At 41.1% G+C, this 22,354-nt stretch carries 19 protein-coding genes; 5 read left to right on the top strand and 14 right to left on the bottom strand.

Annotation, left to right across the window (positions count from 1 at the left end; translation table 11 throughout):
- Positions 1 to 25: 25 nt before the first annotated feature.
- Entirely contained in the window at positions 26 to 991 is a 966-nt protein-coding gene (gene serB, locus CZ809_RS15230) for a phosphoserine phosphatase (protein ID WP_080158432.1), read from the bottom strand.
- 266 nt (positions 992 to 1,257) lie between these two features.
- Here serB and CZ809_RS15235 point away from each other — a divergent pair, with 266 nt between their 5' ends.
- Positions 1,258 to 1,872 (top strand): YtjB family periplasmic protein, encoded by a 615-nt coding sequence (locus tag CZ809_RS15235; RefSeq protein ID WP_080158433.1) that lies wholly within the window; start codon positions 1,258 to 1,260, stop codon positions 1,870 to 1,872.
- 99 nt (positions 1,873 to 1,971) lie between these two features.
- Here CZ809_RS15235 and deoD read toward each other — a convergent pair whose 3' ends face one another.
- The 6 genes from deoD to CZ809_RS15265 all read right to left on the bottom strand — a co-directional run bounded on the left by deoD (position 1,972) and on the right by CZ809_RS15265 (position 9,447).
- Positions 1,972 to 2,691, bottom strand: coding sequence for a purine-nucleoside phosphorylase (gene deoD, locus CZ809_RS15240; RefSeq protein ID WP_080158434.1), 720 nt, complete (start codon positions 2,689 to 2,691; stop codon positions 1,972 to 1,974).
- Positions 2,692 to 2,895: 204 nt separating this feature from the next.
- On the bottom strand, positions 2,896 to 4,116 hold the full coding sequence (locus tag CZ809_RS15245; RefSeq protein WP_080158435.1) for a phosphopentomutase: 1,221 nt from the start codon (positions 4,114 to 4,116) through the stop codon (positions 2,896 to 2,898).
- A 10-nt stretch (positions 4,117 to 4,126) separates the two neighbouring features.
- Positions 4,127 to 5,458, bottom strand: coding sequence for a thymidine phosphorylase (deoA, locus tag CZ809_RS15250; protein ID WP_080158436.1), 1,332 nt, complete (start codon positions 5,456 to 5,458; stop codon positions 4,127 to 4,129).
- Between the two features lie 228 nt (positions 5,459 to 5,686).
- On the bottom strand, positions 5,687 to 6,463 hold the full coding sequence (deoC, locus tag CZ809_RS15255) for a deoxyribose-phosphate aldolase (protein WP_080158437.1): 777 nt from the start codon (positions 6,461 to 6,463) through the stop codon (positions 5,687 to 5,689).
- 603 nt (positions 6,464 to 7,066) lie between these two features.
- On the bottom strand, positions 7,067 to 8,359 hold the full coding sequence (locus tag CZ809_RS15260) for a NupC/NupG family nucleoside CNT transporter (RefSeq protein ID WP_080158438.1): 1,293 nt from the start codon (positions 8,357 to 8,359) through the stop codon (positions 7,067 to 7,069).
- 218 nt (positions 8,360 to 8,577) lie between these two features.
- Positions 8,578 to 9,447 carry a TatD family hydrolase gene (locus CZ809_RS15265; protein ID WP_235865961.1) on the bottom strand — a complete coding sequence of 290 codons (870 nt, stop codon included), beginning with the start codon at positions 9,445 to 9,447 and terminating at the stop codon, positions 8,578 to 8,580.
- Between the two features lie 101 nt (positions 9,448 to 9,548).
- Here CZ809_RS15265 and prfC point away from each other — a divergent pair, with 101 nt between their 5' ends.
- Entirely contained in the window at positions 9,549 to 11,138 is a 1,590-nt protein-coding gene (gene prfC / locus CZ809_RS15270) for a peptide chain release factor 3 (RefSeq protein WP_080158439.1), read from the top strand.
- Between the two features lie 91 nt (positions 11,139 to 11,229).
- Here the strand turns inward: prfC and rimI are convergent, their stop codons facing one another.
- From rimI to ubiT, 5 genes are all read right to left on the bottom strand, one after another.
- Positions 11,230 to 11,685: a ribosomal protein S18-alanine N-acetyltransferase gene (gene rimI / locus CZ809_RS15275; protein ID WP_080158440.1), complete on the bottom strand. Its 456-nt coding sequence runs from the start codon at positions 11,683 to 11,685 to the stop codon at positions 11,230 to 11,232.
- Positions 11,675 to 12,076 carry a DNA polymerase III subunit psi gene (locus CZ809_RS15280; RefSeq protein ID WP_080158441.1) on the bottom strand — a complete coding sequence of 134 codons (402 nt, stop codon included), beginning with the start codon at positions 12,074 to 12,076 and terminating at the stop codon, positions 11,675 to 11,677. Before CZ809_RS15280 ends, rimI begins: the two co-directional genes overlap by 11 nt.
- Positions 12,077 to 12,237: 161 nt before the next feature.
- The gene (locus tag CZ809_RS15285; RefSeq protein WP_080158442.1) at positions 12,238 to 13,335 is read right to left on the bottom strand and encodes a glycerol dehydrogenase; all 1,098 of its coding nucleotides are present in this window, start codon (positions 13,333 to 13,335) and stop codon (positions 12,238 to 12,240) included.
- Between the two features lie 237 nt (positions 13,336 to 13,572).
- Complete coding sequence (locus tag CZ809_RS15290) at positions 13,573 to 14,079, bottom strand: GNAT family N-acetyltransferase (protein ID WP_080158443.1); 507 nt, start codon at positions 14,077 to 14,079, stop codon at positions 13,573 to 13,575.
- Positions 14,069 to 14,590, bottom strand: coding sequence for a ubiquinone anaerobic biosynthesis accessory factor UbiT (ubiT, locus tag CZ809_RS15295; RefSeq protein WP_080158444.1), 522 nt, complete (start codon positions 14,588 to 14,590; stop codon positions 14,069 to 14,071). Before ubiT ends, CZ809_RS15290 begins: the two co-directional genes overlap by 11 nt.
- A 222-nt stretch (positions 14,591 to 14,812) precedes the next feature.
- Here ubiT and CZ809_RS15300 point away from each other — a divergent pair, with 222 nt between their 5' ends.
- The 3 genes from CZ809_RS15300 to CZ809_RS15310 all read left to right on the top strand — a co-directional run bounded on the left by CZ809_RS15300 (position 14,813) and on the right by CZ809_RS15310 (position 18,886).
- Positions 14,813 to 16,852, top strand: coding sequence for a sensor domain-containing protein (locus CZ809_RS15300; protein ID WP_080158445.1), 2,040 nt, complete (start codon positions 14,813 to 14,815; stop codon positions 16,850 to 16,852).
- Positions 16,853 to 16,993: 141 nt separating this feature from the next.
- A complete protein-coding gene (gene ubiU / locus CZ809_RS15305; protein ID WP_080158446.1) occupies positions 16,994 to 18,001 on the top strand; it encodes a ubiquinone anaerobic biosynthesis protein UbiU in 1,008 nt (335 codons plus the stop codon).
- A gap of 9 nt (positions 18,002 to 18,010) precedes the next feature.
- Positions 18,011 to 18,886 carry a U32 family peptidase gene (locus CZ809_RS15310; RefSeq protein ID WP_080158447.1) on the top strand — a complete coding sequence of 292 codons (876 nt, stop codon included), beginning with the start codon at positions 18,011 to 18,013 and terminating at the stop codon, positions 18,884 to 18,886.
- An 89-nt stretch (positions 18,887 to 18,975) separates the two neighbouring features.
- On the opposite strand, the gene nlpI is transcribed toward CZ809_RS15310, so the two are convergent.
- Both nlpI and pnp read right to left on the bottom strand, forming a co-directional pair.
- Positions 18,976 to 19,878 carry a lipoprotein NlpI gene (nlpI, locus tag CZ809_RS15315; protein WP_080158527.1) on the bottom strand — a complete coding sequence of 301 codons (903 nt, stop codon included), beginning with the start codon at positions 19,876 to 19,878 and terminating at the stop codon, positions 18,976 to 18,978.
- Between the two features lie 111 nt (positions 19,879 to 19,989).
- Complete coding sequence (gene pnp, locus CZ809_RS15320) at positions 19,990 to 22,113, bottom strand: polyribonucleotide nucleotidyltransferase (protein ID WP_080158448.1); 2,124 nt, start codon at positions 22,111 to 22,113, stop codon at positions 19,990 to 19,992.
- Positions 22,114 to 22,354 lie beyond the last annotated feature (241 nt).

Genomic DNA, 22,354 nt, shown 5'->3' on the forward strand with positions numbered 1-22,354 from the left:
AATAACAAAATCACTAGCTTAACGGTTACCATGCTAAGCGTTGTTCGGCTAACGATGCCGATAAAATACAAATAATCGCGCCTAAATTAGCATGTCGAATCGCTACATCAGCTTGCTGCTCAACATTGGGTTTCGCATGATAAGCAATGCCTAATCCAGCAATATCCATCATCAACAAATCATTAGCACCGTCACCAACCGCCACCGTATTATGGGGCTCAATATCAAATTCTTCAGCCAGAGCCAGTAAAATTTCCGCTTTTGATTTCGCGTCAATGACTTTCCCCGTCACCTTACCTGTGAGCTTACCATCAATAATTTCAAGGGTATTTGATGTCGCTGACACCAAGTTAAACTGCTGTTTAAGGTGATCAGAAAAATAGGTAAACCCACCCGATGCAATCGCAACTTGCCAGCCATAATGGTACAAAGTGGAAATAAGTTGTGGTAATTCTGGCATTAACGGCAACGTATCCCGTACTTGCGTTAGAATCGCTGCATCAGCTCCAGCTAACGTTGCAACCCGTTGACGTAAGCTTTGTTCAAAATCTAACTCGCCTAACATCGCCCGTTCAGTCACTGCGGCAACCTCTTCACCGACCCCTGCTAAGGTGGCGATTTCATCAATACATTCAATTTCAATCGCGGTCGAGTCCATATCTAACACCACAATCCCTGGCATTGATAAATCAGGAATATCACTAACATAAGCGACATCTAATTGCAGATCAATCACGATCTGTTGTTGGACCGGTGTTAGCTCGCTGGCAATCAAAATCACATCATACGATCCCACTTTCCAAGCTGCGACAATCTCAATATTAGTGATGGCAACAGCATTAATAGCGTCAATATTATCGAGTGTGATATGGGGACCATATACCAACCAATTTGCTTGGCGTTTACTGGTATTAGTAACGGATAATATTTCTGGAAAGCGTTTATATAAGGTCGGGTGTTTATTGATTTTGAGTACGTTAGCAACATCCATTGCGTCATCCTTAACAATTTAATTACTATAAACCTAACGATTGTGCACATGAAGAGCAAGTTCAATTGTAAACTTATTGTTATATCAATAACTAATAAACGTCAATTAACTTATTTTAAATCATAAGCTTATATCTTATTTTATTTATTATCCATTTTACGGGGAAGTGTGTTAATAAACAGTAACAAATCCTTAGCGGGGGGAAATAATCATCCGTTATTTTTTTAGTGTAGAATAACCTTAATCAGAGTAATCGGGTGATATGAATGATCCAATGGAACACTAAGCGGTGGCAACGTCAACGGCTACAAAAAGCCATGATCTTGTTTGTATGCCTATTAATATCTATTGGCATACTGCAATATGGCGCGATCCTTAGCCAACAAAATTATCAAATGCTCAGTGAGCAAACTCAAACCTTATCGCAAGTTATTGTTCGTCAAGCCGCTAAAAATGCCGCCGCTGATATTAAAAATAAAGATCAGCGCCAACTGCAATTATTAGTCAATAATTTAGCGGCTGAACCTCTCATCTTAGATGCGACTATCTATAATCTTGAAGGGGTAGCACTTGCAAAAACAAAAACGGCCTTGCCATTAGAGCAACTGACAGGATTATCGACACCATTAGCCATGGCTAGTATTGGTCGCCAACAAATTGCAGAGCCAGTGTTGATGAATAACCATATTATTGGATTTATGCGCATCACGCTGGAACGCGATAAATTACTCACGCATGCCATTGATCAAATGTCGACCATGACAGCGATTATTCGCGGGCTGATTATTGCGGCACTGCTTATTGGAATCTTACTGACCGTCGTCTTTAGTCGTCAACGTTATCAAGGCAGTTTTCCTTTTCTGCATAATCAGCATCAGTAATAGTATTTTACCCCCATAAAAAAGCGGCAACAGCCTGAACTGTTACCGCTTTTTTTAATACTTATGACGACTGATATACAGTGTCAATCAAGCATTTTATTACTCAGCATCGCCAAGTAATACTGATTCTAGTGCAATTTCAATCATCTCGTTGAACGTTAATTGACGTTCTTCAGATGTAGTTGCTTCACCACGTAGGATATGGTCAGAAACAGTACAGATAGTCAGTGCCTTAGCACCAAACTCTGCCGCAACACCGTAGATACCCGCCGCTTCCATTTCAACACCAACAATGCCATATTTGTCCATTGTTTTAAAGAAATCGAAATTTGGGTTGTAGAACAAATCAGCTGAGAAGATATTACCTACTTTAACCGGAATACCTTTTGCTTTTGCTGCATCTACTGCATTTTGTACCATGCCGAAATCTGCAATTGCTGCGAAATCATGGCCACCAAAACGGATACGGTTTACTTTAGAATCTGTTGATGCGCCCATACCGATAACAACATCGCGTAATTTAACGTCATCACGTACCGCACCACAACTACCAACACGGATAATTTTCTTCACGCCAAAGTCTTTAATTAACTCTGTCGCATAAATAGAACAAGAAGGGATACCCATACCGTGGCCCATAACAGAGATCTTACGACCTTTGTAAGTACCAGTGAAACCAAGCATGCCACGAACGTTACATACTTCTGTCACATTCTCTAAAAATGTTTCAGCGATGAACTTAGCACGTAGCGGATCACCCGGCATTAGTACTACGTCTGCAAAATCGCCCATTTCAGCATTAATATGTGGAGTAGCCATAGTTATATCCTTTCTGTTAATTGAATCAGCACTCAATGATGACAAGCTATGTTTATGCTTATCAGCTGTCTCTTGCTGATCATCGTTTAATATCGATCTAATAACGATCGTTATCGTACAAATATGTCCATTTTTTACTACGCAAGGCGATTAACCTCATGATTAGTCGCCTTGATGTTCAAGATAAAGTCACAGTATTACGTTTTATAAGAACGATTTACCGTAATCCATATCAGAAGTACCAAAATGTGTTGCTAAGCTTTGACCGATGTCAGCAAATGTTTCACGACGACCTAATGAGCCCGCTTGAACTTTTGGTCCAGTTACGATCACTGGAATGTGCTCACGTGTATGATCAGTACCAGGCCATGTTGGATCACAACCATGGTCAGCGGTAATAATTAGCACATCGTCTTCTTTTAGCAAGGCTAAAATTTCAGGTAAACGACGGTCAAAATACTCAAGTGCCGCAGCATAACCTGCAACATTACGACGGTGGCCGTAAGCTGAGTCAAAGTCAACAAAGTTAGTAAACACGATGCTGTTATCACCCGCAACATCAATTTGTGCTAACGTTGCATCAAATAAAGCAGGAATACCGGTTGCTTTTACTTTGCGAGAAATACCACAGCCCGCATAGATATCAGAAATCTTACCGATAGAAATCACTTCGCCTTGCTTCTCTTCAACTAACTTTTGCAGAATAGTTGTTGCAGGTGGCTCAAGTGATAAATCACGACGGTTACCCGTACGCTCAAATTGGCCTTTACCAGCACCAATAAATGGACGCGCAATAACACGACCAATATTATAATCTTCTAGCTCTTCACGCACGATATGACAAAGTTCCATCAACTTATCAAGACCGTAAGTCTCTTCGTGACATGCAATTTGGAATACAGAGTCAGCAGATGTATAGAAAATTGGTTTACCTGTTTGCATGTGCTCTTCGCCCAAATCATCCAGTACTTGTGTACCCGATGCATGGCAGTTACCTAAGTAACCGTCTAAACCTGCACGCTCAAGGATGCGATCAGTTAGCTCTTTTGGAAAGCTATTAGTCTTATCGCTGAAATAACCCCAATCAAACAATACTGGTACGCCCGCAATTTCCCAGTGACCAGAAGGTGTATCTTTTCCTGATGAAATTTCTTTCGCATGGCCAAACGCACCTACGATTTCAACATCAGTGTCCATACCTTCAGGAAAATGACCACATGACTCTTCACATGCTTTTGCTAAACCTAATTTAGTTAGGTTAGGCAGATAAAGGGCACCACTACGATCACCATTATTAGCTTCACCACGTGCACATGCTTGGGCAATATGACCAAGGGTGTTTGCACCCACGTCACCAAAATCAACCGCATCTTCCGTCGCGCCGATACCAAAAGAATCTAAAACTAAAATAATTGAACGTTTCATGTTTGCTCCGTTATACGTCTTGTTCGCCAATACGACGGTATACTTCAGGGGTTGGCTCTGACTGTGTATCAGCAATACTGATATTGGCACGAACCGCTTTAGCTGCTTCTTGCCATTGCGCTTCAGTACGTGCGTGTACCATTGCTAATGGAGTATCTGCATATACTTCATCACCAAGGCGAATCATATTTGATAAACCAACAGCATAATCAATGCTATCGCTAGCAACACGACGACCACCACCCATGCCAACAACAGCCATACCTAAACCACGGGTATCCATCGCAGTTGCAAAACCGGTTGTTTCAGCAAATACAGGTTTAATGATCTCTGCTTTATCAAGATAGTTATCATAATTATCGATAAAATCAGTTGGACCACCAAGGCCTGCCACCATTTTGCCAAAACGTTCTGCTGCTTGACCATTATCTAACACTGTTTGAAGTTTCGCACGTGCTTGCGGTAAATCTGATGCTAGTTTACTGATAACTAACATTTCAGCACACAATGCCATGGTAACTTCATATAAACGAGGGTTACGGTATTCGCCCGTTAAAAACTGTACCGCTTCACGCACTTCAAGTGCATTACCCGCGGTTGATGCTAACACTTGATTCATATCAGTCAACAATGCAGAGGTACAAGTGCCCGCACCATTAGCAACCGCAACAATAGATTTGGCTAATTCTTCTGATGCTGCGTAAGTTGGCATAAATGCGCCTGAACCTACTTTTACATCCATCACCAAGTAATCTAGACCTGCCGCTAACTTCTTCGACAAAATAGATGCAGTAATTAATGAAATATTATCCACTGTCGCTGTGACATCACGGGTCGCATAAACACGTTTATCAGCAGGAGCTAAATCGCCCGTTTGACCAATAATAGCCACACCCGCTTCTTTGGTTACTTTACCGAACACTTCATTGCTTGGCGTAATGTTGTAACCTGGAATTGATTCCAGTTTATCTAGCGTACCACCCGTATGACCAAGACCACGACCGGAGATCATTGGTACATAGCCACCACATGCCGCTACCATAGCGCCCAGCATTAAAGAGGTCACATCACCCACACCACCGGTTGAGTGCTTATCAACAATTGGGCCATCAAAATTCATGTGGCTCCAATCGATCACCATGCCTGAGTCACGCATTGCACATGTTAAAGCAACACGCTCATCCATGGTCATATCATTAAAATAAATCGCCATTGCAAAGGCTGCGATTTGACCTTCAGAAACAGTATTTTTAGCAACACCTTGAATGAAAAAATTAATTTCATCGGCAGTTAAAACAATATTGTCGCGTTTTTTACGAATAATTTCTTGAGGTAAGTACATGACGATCCTCTTACTGATATGGATTTTAATAGGGAAAATTAATTATTTATTTATAAAACCAAACTATTATTACGTTAAATTTTACGTGCACGAAAGCTGTCAGTGATGGCAAAACATCATTGAAAAGCACACTAAATAAAATAATTATGGCTAATATATAACGATTAGCATCAATAATAAGCGTTGAAAATAATAAGGTGGCATGACACCACCTTATTTAACTAAAGCTTAGTAACCGCCTTGTGCAGCTTGCTCGCCTTCACCTAATGTGTGAAGTAAGTTAGCAAGTAGGCTTGATGCACCAAAACGGTAATGACGGCTATCTGCCCACTCATCACCAAGAATAGTGTTTGCCATTGCTAAATATTGTTGTGCATCTTCAGCAGTACGCACGCCACCAGCAGGTTTAAAACCAACTGTTTTTGCTACGCCCATGTCTTTAATTACATTCAACATGATTTCAGCGTATTCAGGTGTTGCGTTTACAGGCACTTTACCTGTTGATGTTTTAATAAAATCAGCGCCAGCATTAATACAAATTTCAGATGCTTGCTTAATAAGTGCTTCTGTTTTTAGCTCACCAGTTTCGATGATAACTTTAAGCAATACATTGTCACCACACGCTGCTTTACATTGCTTCACAAGCTCAAAGCCTACTTCAGCATTGCCAGCCATTAGCGCGCGGTATGGGAATACAACGTCTACTTCGTCTGCGCCGTAAGCAACAGCCGCTTTTGTTTCAGCCACAGCGATCTCTATATCATCATTACCGTGTGGGAAGTTAGTGACTGTTGCAACACGTACATCTGGTGTACCTTGCTCACGTAGTTGCTTCTTAGCGACTGGAATAAAACGAGGGTAAATACATACTGCAGCAGTGTTACCAACAACTGTTTTTGCGTTCTTACATAGCGCGATCACTTTTTCGTCAGTGTCGTCTTCATTTAATGTTGTAAGGTCCATTAATTTTAATGCACGTAGTGCTGCAGCTTTTAAATCGCTCATGACTTTCTCCAGTCGTAATGTTTGATCGCGGTAGTATTAATATTACTACCTGAATACTCGATATGAATTCAGCAGTGACCTCATTAACTTCACTGCGGTGCAACAGCATTCATTGCCATTGTCATCTATGAGCGGACGTTATTCCTTGAAGACCCAGAAGAGAATAAACCCCTTCTAGTTGCTATCCTTTTCACCGCGTAAACTTACCCCAAACAAGATTAAGTCGCCTTAACCAGTTAAGGTTTTACTTCACTTATAATATCAACTCAACCACGACTCGACCATTAATCTCGTGTTTCCTGTGGTGGATAATATGTTTACTGAAATAAAAAGTGTTTTCGCAACTCATGCAACTTAAACATAAAAAAAGCCGTTTTTTGCATAACAGTTATTGGTGATGCAAATAACAGCAATAACGTTATCAATTACAACCGCGATACTGTTTCTATAAGAGAATAATAACAGAGTGAAAATTAAGAAAGGGGAACGCAATCGATTTTATTACATTAAACCAAACTTAAATTTCATGACTTTTGACGAATAAAAAAAACGCCACAGCATCAGCCATGGCGTTTCTTATCTGAGGTTAGTCTTTATTTATAACTATGATGCTAGTGTAATAAATAAACCTGCAATTGTTGCTGACATTAGGTTAGATAATGTACCTGCCGCAACAGCCTTCATACCAAAGCGAGCGATTTCAGCACGACGCGTTGGAGCTAGACCACCTAAACCACCCAGTAGAATTGCTACTGAAGATAGGTTTGCGAAACCACACAATGCAAATGAGATGATAGCTTTAGTCTTATCAGACATTTCAGCACCAGTTTGTGCTACTAACATGCCGCCATCAGCTACATCTTTTAGGTAAGGGGCAAAATTTAAGTAAGCAACGAATTCGTTAACAACAATCTTCTGACCGATGAATGAACCAGCAACTTGTGCTTCACCCCATGGCACACCAATAAGGAATGCAAGTGGTGAGAATACGTAACCTAGAATCAGTTCTAGTGTTAGTTCAGGCATACCGAACCAACCACCGATACCACCAAGCATACCGTTAATTAGTGCAATTAGACCGATGAATGCAAGTAACATTGCGCCTACGTTTAGCGCTAGTTGCATACCAGATGATGCACCTGCTGCTGCTGCATCAATAATGTTAGCGGGTTTTTCTTCACTTTCATCTTCATCGTTACCCGCAATCTGCTCAATAGGCTGCTCAGTTTCAGGCTTAATGATTTTAGCAAACAGTAAACCACCAGGGGCTGCCATAAATGAAGCGGCAATCAAGTATTCTAGAGGCACACCCATTTGTGCGTAACCTGCAAGTACACCACCAGCTACTGACGCCAAACCACCACACATTACCGCAAACAGCTCAGACTGAGTCATCTTAGGTACGAACGGACGAATAACCAATGGTGCTTCCGTTTGACCTACAAAAATATTAGCTGTTGCAGACATTGATTCTGCATGAGAAGTGCCAAGAACTTTACGTAAACCGCCACCTAGTACATTGATAACAATTTGCATAACGCCGATGTAGTACAACACACTGATAAGTGCAGAGAAGAAGACGATAACAGGCAGTACGCGTAATGCGAAGACAAAACCACCACCGCCAAATAATTCAAACATCTTGTTTGATGTTAAGCCACCAAATAAGAAGTTAATACCGTCATTACCATAACCAATAACGTTAGCTACTGCTTGCGACATGCCATACAGCACATCACGGCCTACAGGCACATAAAGAACAAAGGCACCTAAAAGAAATTGGATAGCAAATGCACCACCAACAGTACGTAAGTTGATCGCTTTACGGTTATCAGATAGAAGTACGGCAAGTAATAGCAGTACCACCATCCCAACTAGGCTCATTAGCAGGCTCATGATTTATGGAATCCTATAGTTAAGTTTTGGCGTATTGACAGTTAGGCTCTTTTATAGAGTCGGCGCATTATACTCATGGAGTTCCTGATGATGTAATGCAAAGATCACAGTTTATGAGGAAATTTGATGTACCATAATCAGCTATTGTGACTCGTATCACATAACCCTTATTTAAAGAGCCTTGCGATCAACGCAAACGTTTGGCTTTGGCAGCAAAATCACACCTTTATTTGAAATAATTCAGTACATGTTAAGGTTGTTGCTTGTGCTATTTGTGCATAGGTGTCACCTCTTATATCCGCCAATGTTGTAACAATATCGACTAAACGCTCAGGTCGATTTGGCTGACCTTGATAGCCTGACACTGGCATATCAGGGGCATCTGTCTCTAATAACAGTGCTGATAATGGTAATTTCGCTATAGTCGCGCGGGTTTTTTGAGCGCGACTATAAGTAATAGTACCACCAACCCCAATTTTGATACCGAGATCAACAAGCTGCGTTGCCTGTTGGTAACTGCCACTAAATCCGTGATAAACACCGCCCATTTTAGGTGGCTGCTGACGCAATAATGTAACCAATTCAGCAAAGGCTTTACGGCAATGTAGTATCACAGGTAAATCATGCTCATTGGCTAATTGAAGTTGCGCTTGTAACCATTGTAATTGTTGGTCTCGATTAACGTTCGCCACAGCAAAATCTAACCCACACTCTCCCACTGCCACACACTGCTCATCATTCTTGGCGCTAGTGAGCAGACACGCTAATTCAGCCACCACATTTGCTGTATGTTGATGACTAAAAAAAGGGTGAATACCTAATCCATAATATAAGCCTGAAAATTGCTGACATAGGGTTGCAACCGTGTGCCAATTACTGCTACCGACCGTTGGAATAACCAACGCTTTCACTCCCGCTTGCTGCGCTTGTGTCCATGCTTGAGCGGGATCGGCTGCAAATGGTGCAAAGTCAAAATGACAATGGCTATCTATCACAACCGGTTGTTTGGTGGTTACTGCCATAATTTGAGTCTCTATATTAAGAAGGTGATGCATATTATGCCGTGAATTAACCATCAAACGGGTCATTATTTACCTTTGTGAGTAATTCTCGCTGCGGCTAGATTGAGTATAAGGATAAAATCAGCGACAATAGTGAATAACGCACTCCATTCAAAAAGAACATGCTAATGTCGCAAACACTGTTTCAAGGCGAAGTATCGAAACGTCGTACTTTCGCTATTATCTCCCACCCCGATGCGGGTAAAACCACCATTACTGAAAAAGTATTGTTGTTCGGAAACGCGATCCAAAAAGCGGGCACCGTAAAAGGTCGTGGCTCTAACCAGCATGCAAAATCTGACTGGATGGAGATGGAAAAAGAACGTGGTATCTCGGTAACTACATCAGTGATGCAGTTTCCTTACAATGCTTGTTTAGTTAACTTACTTGATACTCCTGGACACGAAGACTTCTCAGAAGATACTTATCGTACCCTAACTGCGGTTGACTCTTGTCTAATGGTTATCGATGCCGCGAAAGGTGTCGAAGATCGTACTCGTAAGTTAATGGAAGTAACCCGTCTACGTGACACTCCTATTGTTACCTTCATGAACAAATTGGACCGTGAAACACGTGATCCAATGGAATTGCTTGATGAGGTTGAAGTTGAATTAGGTATGGCATGTGCGCCAATTTCATGGCCGATTGGTTGTGGTAAAGAATTCAAAGGTGTTTACCATATTCACCGTGATGAAACGATTCTTTACAGCACAGGTCAAGGCCACACTATTCAAGAACAACGTATCATCAAAGGGTTAGAGAATCCTGAGCTAGACGTTGCAATTGGTAGCGACCTTGCGGCTAACTTACGTGAAGAACTAGAGTTAGTTATTGGCGCATCAAATGAATTTGATCGTGAACTCTTTTTAGCCGGTGAACTAACACCCGTATTCTTTGGTACTGCACTGGGTAACTTTGGTGTTGACCATATGCTTGACGGCTTAACTGAATGGGCTCCAGCACCATTACCTCGCCAAGCCAATACCCGTGAAGTTGAAGCAACGGAAGAGAAATTCTCAGGCTTTGTGTTTAAAATCCAAGCAAACATGGATCCTAAACACCGTGACCGTATTGCATTTATGCGTATTGTGTCAGGTACTTACGACCAAGGTATGAAGATGAACCATGTTCGTACTGGTAAAAACGTCAGCATTTCTGATGCCGTAACCTTTATGGCGGGTGACCGTTCACGTGCTGAAGTCGCTTATGCGGGTGACATTATTGGTTTACACAACCACGGTACGATTCAAATCGGTGATACCTTTACTCAAGGTGAAGATTTGAAGTTTGCTGGTATTCCAAACTTTGCCCCTGAACTTTTCCGTCGTATTCGTCTAAAAGATCCACTAAAGCAAAAGCAATTGCTAAAAGGCTTAGTACAACTTTCAGAAGAAGGTGCGGTACAGGTATTCCGTCCACTACAAAACAACGATCTTATCGTTGGTGCGGTTGGTGTACTTCAGTTTGATGTGGTTGTGGCACGTCTTAAAGCTGAATACAACGTTGAAGCGATTTATGAAGGCGTTAACGTAGCAACTGCACGTTGGGTTGAATGTGATGACGCGAAGAAACTTGAAGAATTCAAGCGTAAAAACCAATCTCACCTAGCACTCGATGGCGGTGATAACTTATCTTACATCGCACCAACCATGGTTAACCTAAACCTTGCTAAAGAACGTTTCCCTGAAGGTGATTTCCGCGCCACTCGCGAACACTAATCCCCTCACAGGTTACTAATACCAAAAAGGCCGTATTCATCTGGATACGGCCTTTTTATTGGTCTTTATTTATAGGTACTTTATAAGTAAATCAGCCAAAAGGCATAAACATATACGCCATGATCAACGCATCTTCACGACCATCAACCGCAGGATAATAACCAACACGACGATTGGTTTCATTAAATCCGGTTGCTTCATAAAGCTTATACGCACCAATGTTACTCTCACGTACTTCAAGCCAAATTTCTTCCGCTTGTTTTGCTTCTAACGCATCAATAAAACCATTAAGTAATAACTTACCGTAGCCTTTACGTTGCTGAGCTGGATCAATGGCAATATTCAATAAAGTACCTTCACCTGCGACAACTTGGCCAAAGCAATATCCAACCACTTGCTCATCAACCACTAATACATAGTTGGCCGCAATTCGGTTAGGCTCTTTGCGAATCATTGATTCTGCCCACGGAAAGGTATTCGCTGCTTGTTCTATACGCCAAACATCATCGGTATGGTGTGCTTCTAATGGAATAATTTTATGAGTCATAACTACAAATCTGTTGCCATAATGCTTTCTTAGATGAAGGATCATTATGCATAAGTTTTAATGAGACCGAATTCAGAACCTGACAACCCGTCGGGTATGTCCCTTGGCAACCCGCAAACCAACACCACGTTAAATGATGCGCTGCGATTTGATCAAGTGCCGATAGCGGCAAGGATAATGCTTGCTCTGGCGTCAATTTCATACTTGATAAAATACGTCCAAACAACCAAGCATCATGCTCATTCAATTCCTCAGCCGAAATAAAAAGCAGCTTACACTCAGCGGGCAGATTGATCACAGGTAGCACTTGGTTAGGAAAAAGCTCAGGCTTTCGCACTTGCCAATAAGTGATCCCCATTTCCTGTAACACCTGAATATCGCGTTGCTTCATACCCTACCTGCTATGGAATATAAATGGAGGCTGATCCTAGCAAATCCGCACTGCTTTGTACTCATAAACTATCATCTTCTGTCTCTAATGGTTTAAAAACAACAATGCCGACATAATGTCGGCATTGATTATTATTATTCAGCCATTATCAGCATGACATTTTAGTCATGGTAACGTTGTGCTAATGCATCAGCAGCAACCATTGCTTGGTAGACGCGGTCAGCATTGACCTTAACCGCCATATTACACATAGTGTCACCTTCAGCGCAGGCAATCTCAGCCACTTGACGCCATTCAGATTCCACCATTTCTTCAATACCGAAATCAGCTAAAGTTAATGGTAAACCAGCTGTTTTCATTACATAAATAACGTTTTCAATTTCTTCAGCATCGGCTTTTTCAAGCACTAATTGAGTTAGCAAACCAAACGCTACTTTCTCACCATGCTGAATATGGTGTAATTGTGGTAATGAAGACATACCGTTGCTAACAGCGTGCGCAGCCGCTAAACCACCAGATTCAGCACCGATACCACTGAGGTAAATCGTTGCTTCAACCATTTCTTCTAATGCTGGAGTCACTACATGGCGACGCGCGGCATCCATTGCCATTTCTACGTTTTCAACGATCAACTCATAGCACATAAGCGCCATGCCAAGACCGGTACGTGATACGCGTTTTTGTACTAGGTTTAAACCGTCAGCATAACAACATGCACGAGCTTCAAAGAAGGTTGCTAGCGCATCACCAATACCTGCGGCAAAGAACTTAGTTGGCGCTGCTGCAATAATACCGGTATCAGCAATAACAGCATCTGGGTTTTGAGGTAGGAATAAGTAACGGTCAAATTCACCGTCATCTTTATATACCACAGATAACGCAGTACAAGGTGCATCTGTTGACGCAATAGTTGGGAAAATGATAACGGGAATGTGAGCAAAATGCGCAACCGCTTTAGCCACATCCATGGTTTTACCACCACCAATACCCACAACTACATTTGCGCCAAGGTGTTTTACGATCTCATGGATACGACCAATTTCAGTATCAGTACATTCATATTGAAATTGTTCTGCATGAGCAGTAATGTCCGCTTGTTGTAACGCTGGTAGTGCTTCTTCTTTAACTTTATTAAGAATAAATTCATCACAAATCAATACAGCATTATTACCAAAATCTTTAATAAAACCGCCAAGTTGTGGCAATAGGTTTTGACCAATAATGAATTTTTTTGGTGAGGTAATACTACGAGGGATCATGAATGTCATTCCTTAATGATTTATTATTAGCAATAAAATACCACCACCAAATATTAAGCTAAATGACAAATAAAGAGTTCTTACTTCTCAATATTAACCTTATTGCAGTGCAATATTAATAGGTTGTTAATGGATATAAAAAAACCACGCTCCTCCTCGCAGATAGTAATAAAACTATCGTATTAAAAGGAAGAGCGTGGCTTATTAGTTACTGCCGAAAAGTCAGTACTTCATTTATTATGCTAAAGCATTAAACTCTTCGCAGTATTCAACCAATCCTTGATGTTGCTGTACACTACCCGGCGCAATTTCTAATACCATAAAGGCAGCTTCTGTTCCTGGCCAACGGCAAGTTAAACCATGTGGTAAAGCTGCTTCATAGCCAGCACGATGGTAATAATTAGGATCACCTAATACCACCACCGCAGGATAATCAAAATCAGCTAATGTTGCTTGCGCTTCTGCTAATAATGCTAAGCCAACCCCTTGATTACGATGGTCTTGATGAATAGATAAAGGTGCAAGCCCTTGCCAATTTGTTTCTTGTCCTGCCACCGTTACTGGGCTAAAAAAAGCATGCCCAATCACTTCACCTTCGTCAGTACAAGCGACTAATGATAAGGTTCGGCAACCATTTTCACGCAAGCGCATCACTAAGTTCGCTTCGGCATCGGTATCAAACACTGATTTTAATAATGCATCGATCAATAAAATATCAGCGGGTGCTTCAGATCTAATGAGCATGTGTAACCTCTTTATCAATCACGTTAGCCTGCATTCCCTGATGAATAAAATCAGCTGATTGCTGTAACACAAATTTCACGGCAGAAGGCAAAGAATCAAGATCAATACTGTCCATCAAGTTCTTCACTTCCAAGCCCAATTCAGTATCACCTTCAATACGAAGGCGACGTTGGAAAAACAGTGTATCAGGATCTTCTTTACGTGCTGCAATTAACACTAAGTCATTACACTCGCCACTAAAGCTCACATCATGGTGTTCACAGTGTTCCGTTACTACCAATGCTTCATCTTGATAACTAATGAACCACTGTAATCCTAAATCACGCACTTCAACTTTTAACCAGCGATCCTCCAGAAATTCAAAATCGCCATCGGCCAATGCTTCTTTGAAAACCATCGCAAGGCTATCTAACATGATCTTTTTTTGAATAGAGAAAGGTGTCAATTTTGCAGGGACACGTAATAATGCCGGACCATGTTGAACCAATTGTTTTCTAAGTTGAGCAATCACTATTTGTATTCCCGTTTAAAGTCGAACGCTAAAAATGAATTGTATGGCAATCTTAACCATTTGTTTTATGCCTTAAGTCAAAAAAAAGCAATTGCCTCACTAAAACAAGTCATTATTTTGTTAATAAGCGTTATATTTACGCCTACTAACATTTACACTAGTTATCAATTAATCGCACCTTATTATTAACATTCAACTCATAGAGCCAAGGATTAAACATTGATGCAGATAGAGCAACTTGACTATTGGTTCCCTCTTTTAACAAATAATAGTCCTTTCCTGTTTGCGATTATTGACGATCAACACTGTTACCATCGAGTGAATAATCGTTATAGTGATATTAGTGGTAAATCACAGCATCAATTAATTGGCAGTAACGACACAGATACCCTTGGTCACTATTATTACCAATGTTTAAAACCGTATTATGAGCGAGCATTTAATGGTGAAGTTATTGAAGCGGAAGTGACCATCAATGACACGCCACATCACACCTGTTTACATATCAGTCTGGCGCCTTTGACAAATACCTCAGGTAAAATCAGTCATATTATTTCGCATTCAATTGATACCTCAGAACGTCATATTTTAATTCATTCATTACAAGAATCTGAGCATCAATTAATCCAACTTCAAAACCTAATGACCGATGGAATCTGCATTGTAGAAAAAAATATCATCAAAAATGCCAATCAACATGCTGTCGATCTATTAGGTATGACATCTAAGCCAGCTTTAGTTGGACAACAACTTGAGCACTTATTGTTAGATAATAACCACCAACCTTGCCACAGTAAAAAATTCATCTCAGCATTCCAGGATACTAATCAGCATTATTATGCCATTAATAATATTGAGCGTGCGCCATTAACCATCACAACGATACCAATAACCATCCTCGGTGAGTCAGCGTTATTGATCAAACTAACACCTGTATTCTGTACCAATGATCAACAACATAAAATAGAACAACTTACTCAACTTGATCCATTAACAGGGCTCTATAATCGCTATGGTTTTAGTCGCCAGCTAGAGCAATTAATGAAAGCCAATACACCGCTGTTCATGCTCTATATAGACATTGATAACTTTAAAAATATTAATGATTCATTAGGCCACCATATCGGTGACAAAGTATTACAAGAAATAGCTCAACGACTACAGCAACTGTTACCTGAAGATGCCATTATTGGTCATCTAAGTGGTGATGAGTTTGCGGTTATATTGACTAACCCAGAACATGAAAACAGTGGTGAAATGATCGCAGAGCAGATTATTGCACTGGTTAATTTACCGTTTGATCTACGTTATTTCAGTAAGCACCTTTCATGCTCAATCGGCATGGTCAAATCACCAGGTAATGGCCATGATGCTCGAATGATGCTGCAAAATGCCGACACCGCCATGTATGAAGCAAAAAATCGTGGTCGTAATCGACTCGTCATTTTTAGTGAAGCGATGAGCAAAGAAGCAAGAATGCGCTTATGGCTTGAAATAGAACTTCAAAAAGCATTGCAAAATAATGGCTTAGAAGTGTGGTATCAACCTAAAGTCAATGCCAAAAACTTTGAGATTGACGGTGCGGAAGCATTAGTACGCTGGAAACACCCCGTTGAAGGTTATATTAGCCCAGCACAATTTATTCCCATTGCTGAGCGGGCAGGATTGATCGAACAACTTGGTCGTGTTGTTATGCGAGAAGTATTTACCACAGTTAATCACTGGAAAAAACAACAGTTACTAAAAGGTCGCGTCGCGATAAACCTGTCATCACAACAGTTTGAGAATCCGAATCTCATTAGTTTTGTTGATAAATTACGCCAATCAACAGGGATCAATGCTGATGATTTTACCTTTGAACTCACCGAAAGTACGGTAATGAGTGATGGCGAGCATACCATCCAAATGCTAAATGCAATTAAGCAACAAGGGTTTGCGTTATCTATTGATGATTTTGGTACTGGCTATTCATCATTGTCTTATTTAGCGCGCTTTCCCCTTGATGAACTTAAAATTGATCGCGCGTTTATTAAAGATATCGACACCATCCCTAAACAAATTATTCTGATTGAAAATATCATTAATATTGGTAAATCACTTAATATGAGTGTTGTCGCTGAAGGCATTGAAACCCATCAACAAGCCACCTTACTTTCAAACCTAAATTGTGATTATATTCAAGGGTTTCATTTTCATCGCCCAATGCCAAAGCAAGAATTAGAAAGCTTATTATTAAAAGAAAAAATTTATCTCAACGGTTGATATAAGTCTAAAAACACTATTATTTAGTAACAATTTTATTGTTTAATATCAACAAAACCTGCCTCGCATCAAGATCTATAGGCCTAAACACTTCTACTATGAAGCTATCGTTTTTACGCAAAGATTGGATAATTAAATAACATGGAGCTTCTTTGCCCTGCTGGTAATCTTCCAGCATTAAAAACCGCCATTGATAATGGTGCGGATGCGGTTTATATCGGTTTTAAAGACGATACTAACGCCCGCCACTTTGCTGGTTTAAACTTCACTGAGCGCAAACTAGAAAAAGCAGTGCAGTATGTTAAAGATCATGATCGTAAATTGCATGTTGCTTTAAATACCTTTGCTCATCCTGATGGCTTTAATCGTTGGGCAAAAGCGGTTGATAATGCGGCGGCAATGGGTGTTGATGCGCTGATTGTGGCTGACATTGGCGTACTTGAATATGCCGCAACAACTTACCCTGATTTAGAATTACACCTCTCTGTTCAAGCATCAGCGACTAACACTGCCGCGATTGATTACTATAAACAGAATTTCAATATTAAACGCGTGGTACTGCCGCGAGTATTGTCCATGCATCAGGTAAAGCAATTAGCCCGTAACACTGATATGCAGTTAGAGGTATTTGCATTTGGTAGCTTATGTATTATGTCAGAAGGTCGCTGTTATTTATCTTCATACATGACAGGCGAATCGCCAAATACTGTTGGGGCTTGTTCACCCGCAAAGTATGTACGCTGGCAAGAAACGCCTCAAGGGTTAGAATCGCGCTTAAATGAAATCTTAATTGATCGCTATGCCCAAGGCGAAAACGCAGGCTATCCAACCCTATGCAAAGGCCGTTTTGATATTAATATCGATGGTGAACAAAAGCGTTATCATGCGCTTGAAGAGCCAACCAGCCTTAACACACTTGATATTTTGCCTGAGTTATTTAAAGCCAATATCGCCTCAGTCAAAATTGAAGGTCGTCAACGTAGCCCTGCATATGTTGAACAAGTGACACGTACTTGGCGCGCGGCGATTGATCACTATTTAGCTAATCCTGAAGGCTACAGTGTTAATCCAGCATGGAATGCATGTTTAGGTAATCTGTCAGAAGGCAAACAAACAACATTAGGTGCATACCACCGTAAATGGCAATAAGGGATCATTATGAAATATTCACTTGGGCCATTACTCTATTTTTGGCCTCAGCATGATGTTGAAACCTTCTATCAACAAGCTAAGCATAGCAACGTTGATATTATTTATTTAGGGGAAACAGTATGCTCTAAGCGTCGCGCACTTAAAGCGGCACAATGGATTGATATTGCAAAAGATCTTGCCACCAATGGTAAGCAAGTCGTGCTATCAACCATGGCATTGCTAGAAGCCCCTAGCGAAGTTAACATCATGAAAAAATATATCGATAATGGCGACTTTATTGTAGAAGCTAACGATGTATCTGCTATTCAGTTAGCTTCACAAAACAAAGTTCCGTTTGTGGTTGGACCCGCCGTTAATTGCTATAACGCCCAAACGCTACAACTGTTTGTTAAACAAGGCATGACTCGCTGGTGTATGCCGGTAGAACTGTCTCGTGATTGGTTAAGTAATACGCTAACCGAATGTGAAAAACTGGGGATCCGCCAACAATTTGAAACTGAGGTCTTTAGTTATGGCTATCTACCATTAGCTTATTCTGCCCGCTGCTTTACTGCTCGTGCTGAAAATAAAGCCAAAGATGATTGCGAAACTTGCTGTATTAAATACCCGCAAGGGATCACAGTTAATAGCCAAGAAGATCAAAAAATCTTTACGCTTAATGGCATTCAAACTCAATCGGGTTACTGTTATAACTTGATTAATGATTTGAAAGGTATGAAAGACATGGTCGATGTGGTGCGATTAAGCCCAATGGGGTTAGACACGCTGACATTGATTGATGACTTCCGTGCTAATGAACAAGGTACGATTCGTCACCCACTTGCGGATGGGCATCAATGTAATGGCTATTGGCATAATCTAGCCGGATTGGATATTCGCTAAAGGTTCGAGGCTCGAGGTTCGAGGTTCGAGGTTCGAGGTTCGAAAAGAATAAAAATAGCCGCTGATGATAGCGGCTATTTTTATCGACATTATTTCACTGATGCACTTGGCGAAGAAGACGCCGCGGCTGCATTTTCTTCTGCTGTAAAAATACGATTTAGCTCTAATATAGAGAATCGATGTTCAACAAATTCATACACATTTCCCGCTAAAGCAAGCTTATATAACATCACCGCCGTTGGATAATCTTGTTTATTTTGATAGGTCTGTGCTAAATAAAAATACCCTTCCGTCAGTCGCAGTGCTAATTGTTGATTATCTTTACTCTGCTCGGCAATCTCGGTTAAGAACTGCTCTTCAGTGATCTCACCAAGATACATTCTAACGATCTGCCAACCCCAATCTTTTTTATCACTGACCGCATAACGTTGTTGAAGTAAGGTTCTAGCTTGCTCTGGCGTATATTTCAAATCATTAATGTATAACCAAATAACACGGTAAGGATCATTTATATTAAGCAGGTAATGAGGCAATAAATCTTCATTTGCAAGTGTATAACGTTCGCCATAATAAAGCGCTATACCACGATTTCGGTGAGCGTAAGGATGCTCAGGGGCTAAATCTAACGTTGAATCAAACGATTCATAAGCAGAATCAAACATGCCCATTTGAGTAAAAATCACCCCAGCTACATTAAATAAATCCGGCTGGTTTGGATTAATCGTGAGTGACTTATTAAAATCAAGTCGCGCCAAATCACGTAGACCTAAACTGTCATGCAACAAACCACGATCATAATAAATAGTGGCTAGTGTTGTTGGCGGAATATTGGGTTGTTGTAATATTTGTTCAATCCGTGCCAACTGAATCTGTTGTTGAAAATTAGCTTGATAAGGGACAGCCATCGGAGGCTGAGTCCATTGGGTTGGTGCTGTTGAACATCCACTGATAACCAGTGCAGTAGCAATTACAGCATATCGAATATGACGTATTATCAACTCAGTTCTCCCTGTGACATTAATGACGATCCAGCGTCTATGACAATATTTAGATCAAAAAAAGGGGCTATTAAGCCCCTTTATATCATGATATTAGCAAAACGCTTAGCCTTGTGGCTGTTCGTCTTGTGCAGGAGCTGCGGCTGGCGCTTCTACTGCTTCTTTCATGCTTAGACGGATACGGCCTTGACGGTCGATTTCAAGTACTTTAACTTGAACTTCCTGACCCATCTGTAGGTAATCAGACACTTTCTCTACACGATCTTGTGAGATTTGAGAGATGTGAACTAGACCTTCTTTAGTACCGATAACTGATACAAACGCACCGAAATCAACGATACGCATTACTTTACCAGTGTAAACACGGCCAACTTCAACGTCAGCAGTGATTTCTTCGATACGACGGATTGCTTCTTGTGCAGCAGTACCTTCAGTCGCAGCGATCTTCACTGTACCATCATCTTCGATTTCGATTGTAGTACCAGTTTCTTCAGTAAGTGCACGGATAACTGCACCACCTTTACCGATAACATCTTTGATCTTCTCAGGGTTGATCTTCATCATGTGAATGCGAGGAGCAAACTGAGAGATCTCTTCACGAGGAGAGTTAATTGCATTATCCATTACGCTAAGGATGTGCTTACGCGCGCCTTTAGCTTGGTTAAGTGCAATTTCCATGATCTCTTTAGTGATACCTTCAATCTTGATATCCATCTGAAGTGCTGTGATACCGTCGTCAGTACCCGCAACTTTAAAGTCCATGTCACCTAGGTGATCTTCGTCACCAAGGATGTCAGAAAGAACAACGAAATCATCGCCTTCTTTCACAAGACCCATTGCGATACCCGCAACAGATGATTTGATTGGCACACCAGCATCCATAAGTGCTAGTGAAGTACCACATACAGAAGCCATTGAAGATGAACCGTTAGATTCAGTGATTTCTGATACTACACGTACTGTGTATGGGAATTCGTCAACAGATGGCATTACTGCAGCAATACCACGCTTCGCCAACTTACCGTGACCAATTTCACGACGCTTAGGCGAACCAACGAAACCAGTTTCACCTACACAGTATGGAGGGAAATTGTAGTGAAGAAGGAAGTGATCTTTCTTCTCACCCATGATGCTATCAATGATTTGTGCATCACGTTGTGTACCAAGCGTTGCCGTAACAAGTGCTTGTGTTTCACCACGAGTAAATAGTGAAGAACCGTGCGTACGTGGAAGTACACCAGTACGTACGTCTAGCGCACGAACCATGTCTTTTTCACGACCATCGATACGTGGAAGACCAGCAATGATGCGGCCACGTACAACTGTCTTCTCTAGATCGTGGAAGATAGTGTGGATTTCTTTTGCGTTTGCATCAACATCTTCAGCAAGAATCGCGTCGTTTACTTCAGCAGCAATCTCGTGGATGCGATCGTAACGCGCCATTTTTTCAGTGATTTGGTAAGCTTCAACCAGCTTAGCTTCAGCTAACTCAGCGATCTTAGTTTTAAGCGCTGTGTTCTCAGCAGGTGCAGCCCAATCCCAAGCAGGAGTTGCAACTTCAGCAGCAAACTCATTGATTGCATTGATAACAACTTGTTGTTGATCGTGACCGAAAACAACTGCTTGTAGCATTTGCTCTTCAGATAGACGATCAGCTTCTGATTCAACCATTAGCACTGCGTCTTTAGTACCAGCAACAACAAGATCTAGACGACTTGCTTCTAGCTCTTCATTGCTTGGGTTAAGAACGAATTGATCGTTAATGTAACCAACACGTGCCGCACCGATAGGACCATTGAATGGAATACCAGAAATAGCAAGTGCTGCAGAAGTACCAATCATTGTAACCATATCAGGGTTAACAGCAGGGTTTACAGAAACCACTGTTGCAATAACTTGTACTTCGTTTTTGAAATCGTCAGGGAATAGCGGACGGATTGGACGGTCGATTAGACGTGCAGTCAGTGTTTCGCCTTCAGAAGGACGGCCTTCACGCTTGAAGAAACCACCAGGGATTTTACCTGCAGCGTAAGTACGCTCTTGGTAGTTTACTGTTAGCGGGAAGAAGTCTTGGCCTTCTACTGCTGTTTTCTTACCAACAACAGAAACGAACACTGAAGTGTCGTCCATGCTAACCATTACTGCAGCAGTCGCTTGACGTGCTATAACACCAGTCTCTAGAGTAACCGTGTGGTTACCGTACTGGAAAGTCTTTACGATAGGATTCACGTGAATTTCCTTAAATATATTCCGCTTTCTATTTGCAGGTCAATTATAACCAACACAAACATAAGCGTCATGTAATGATGTCCACTTTTGTAATGATTTACGTATCGCGACTAATGAAAGTTCTCATAATCAAGAAAAACTTTTATTAGCCGCGACCTGAAGGTCGAGGAAAACGACTCGCAAAGTCATAACAAGTGGAAATAGGCAGTTATTTACTCGGCACCCATCATATCTCTGCGAA

The organism is Photobacterium piscicola (assembly GCF_900166965.1).
Classification (GTDB): Bacteria; Pseudomonadota; Gammaproteobacteria; order Enterobacterales; family Vibrionaceae; genus Photobacterium; species Photobacterium piscicola.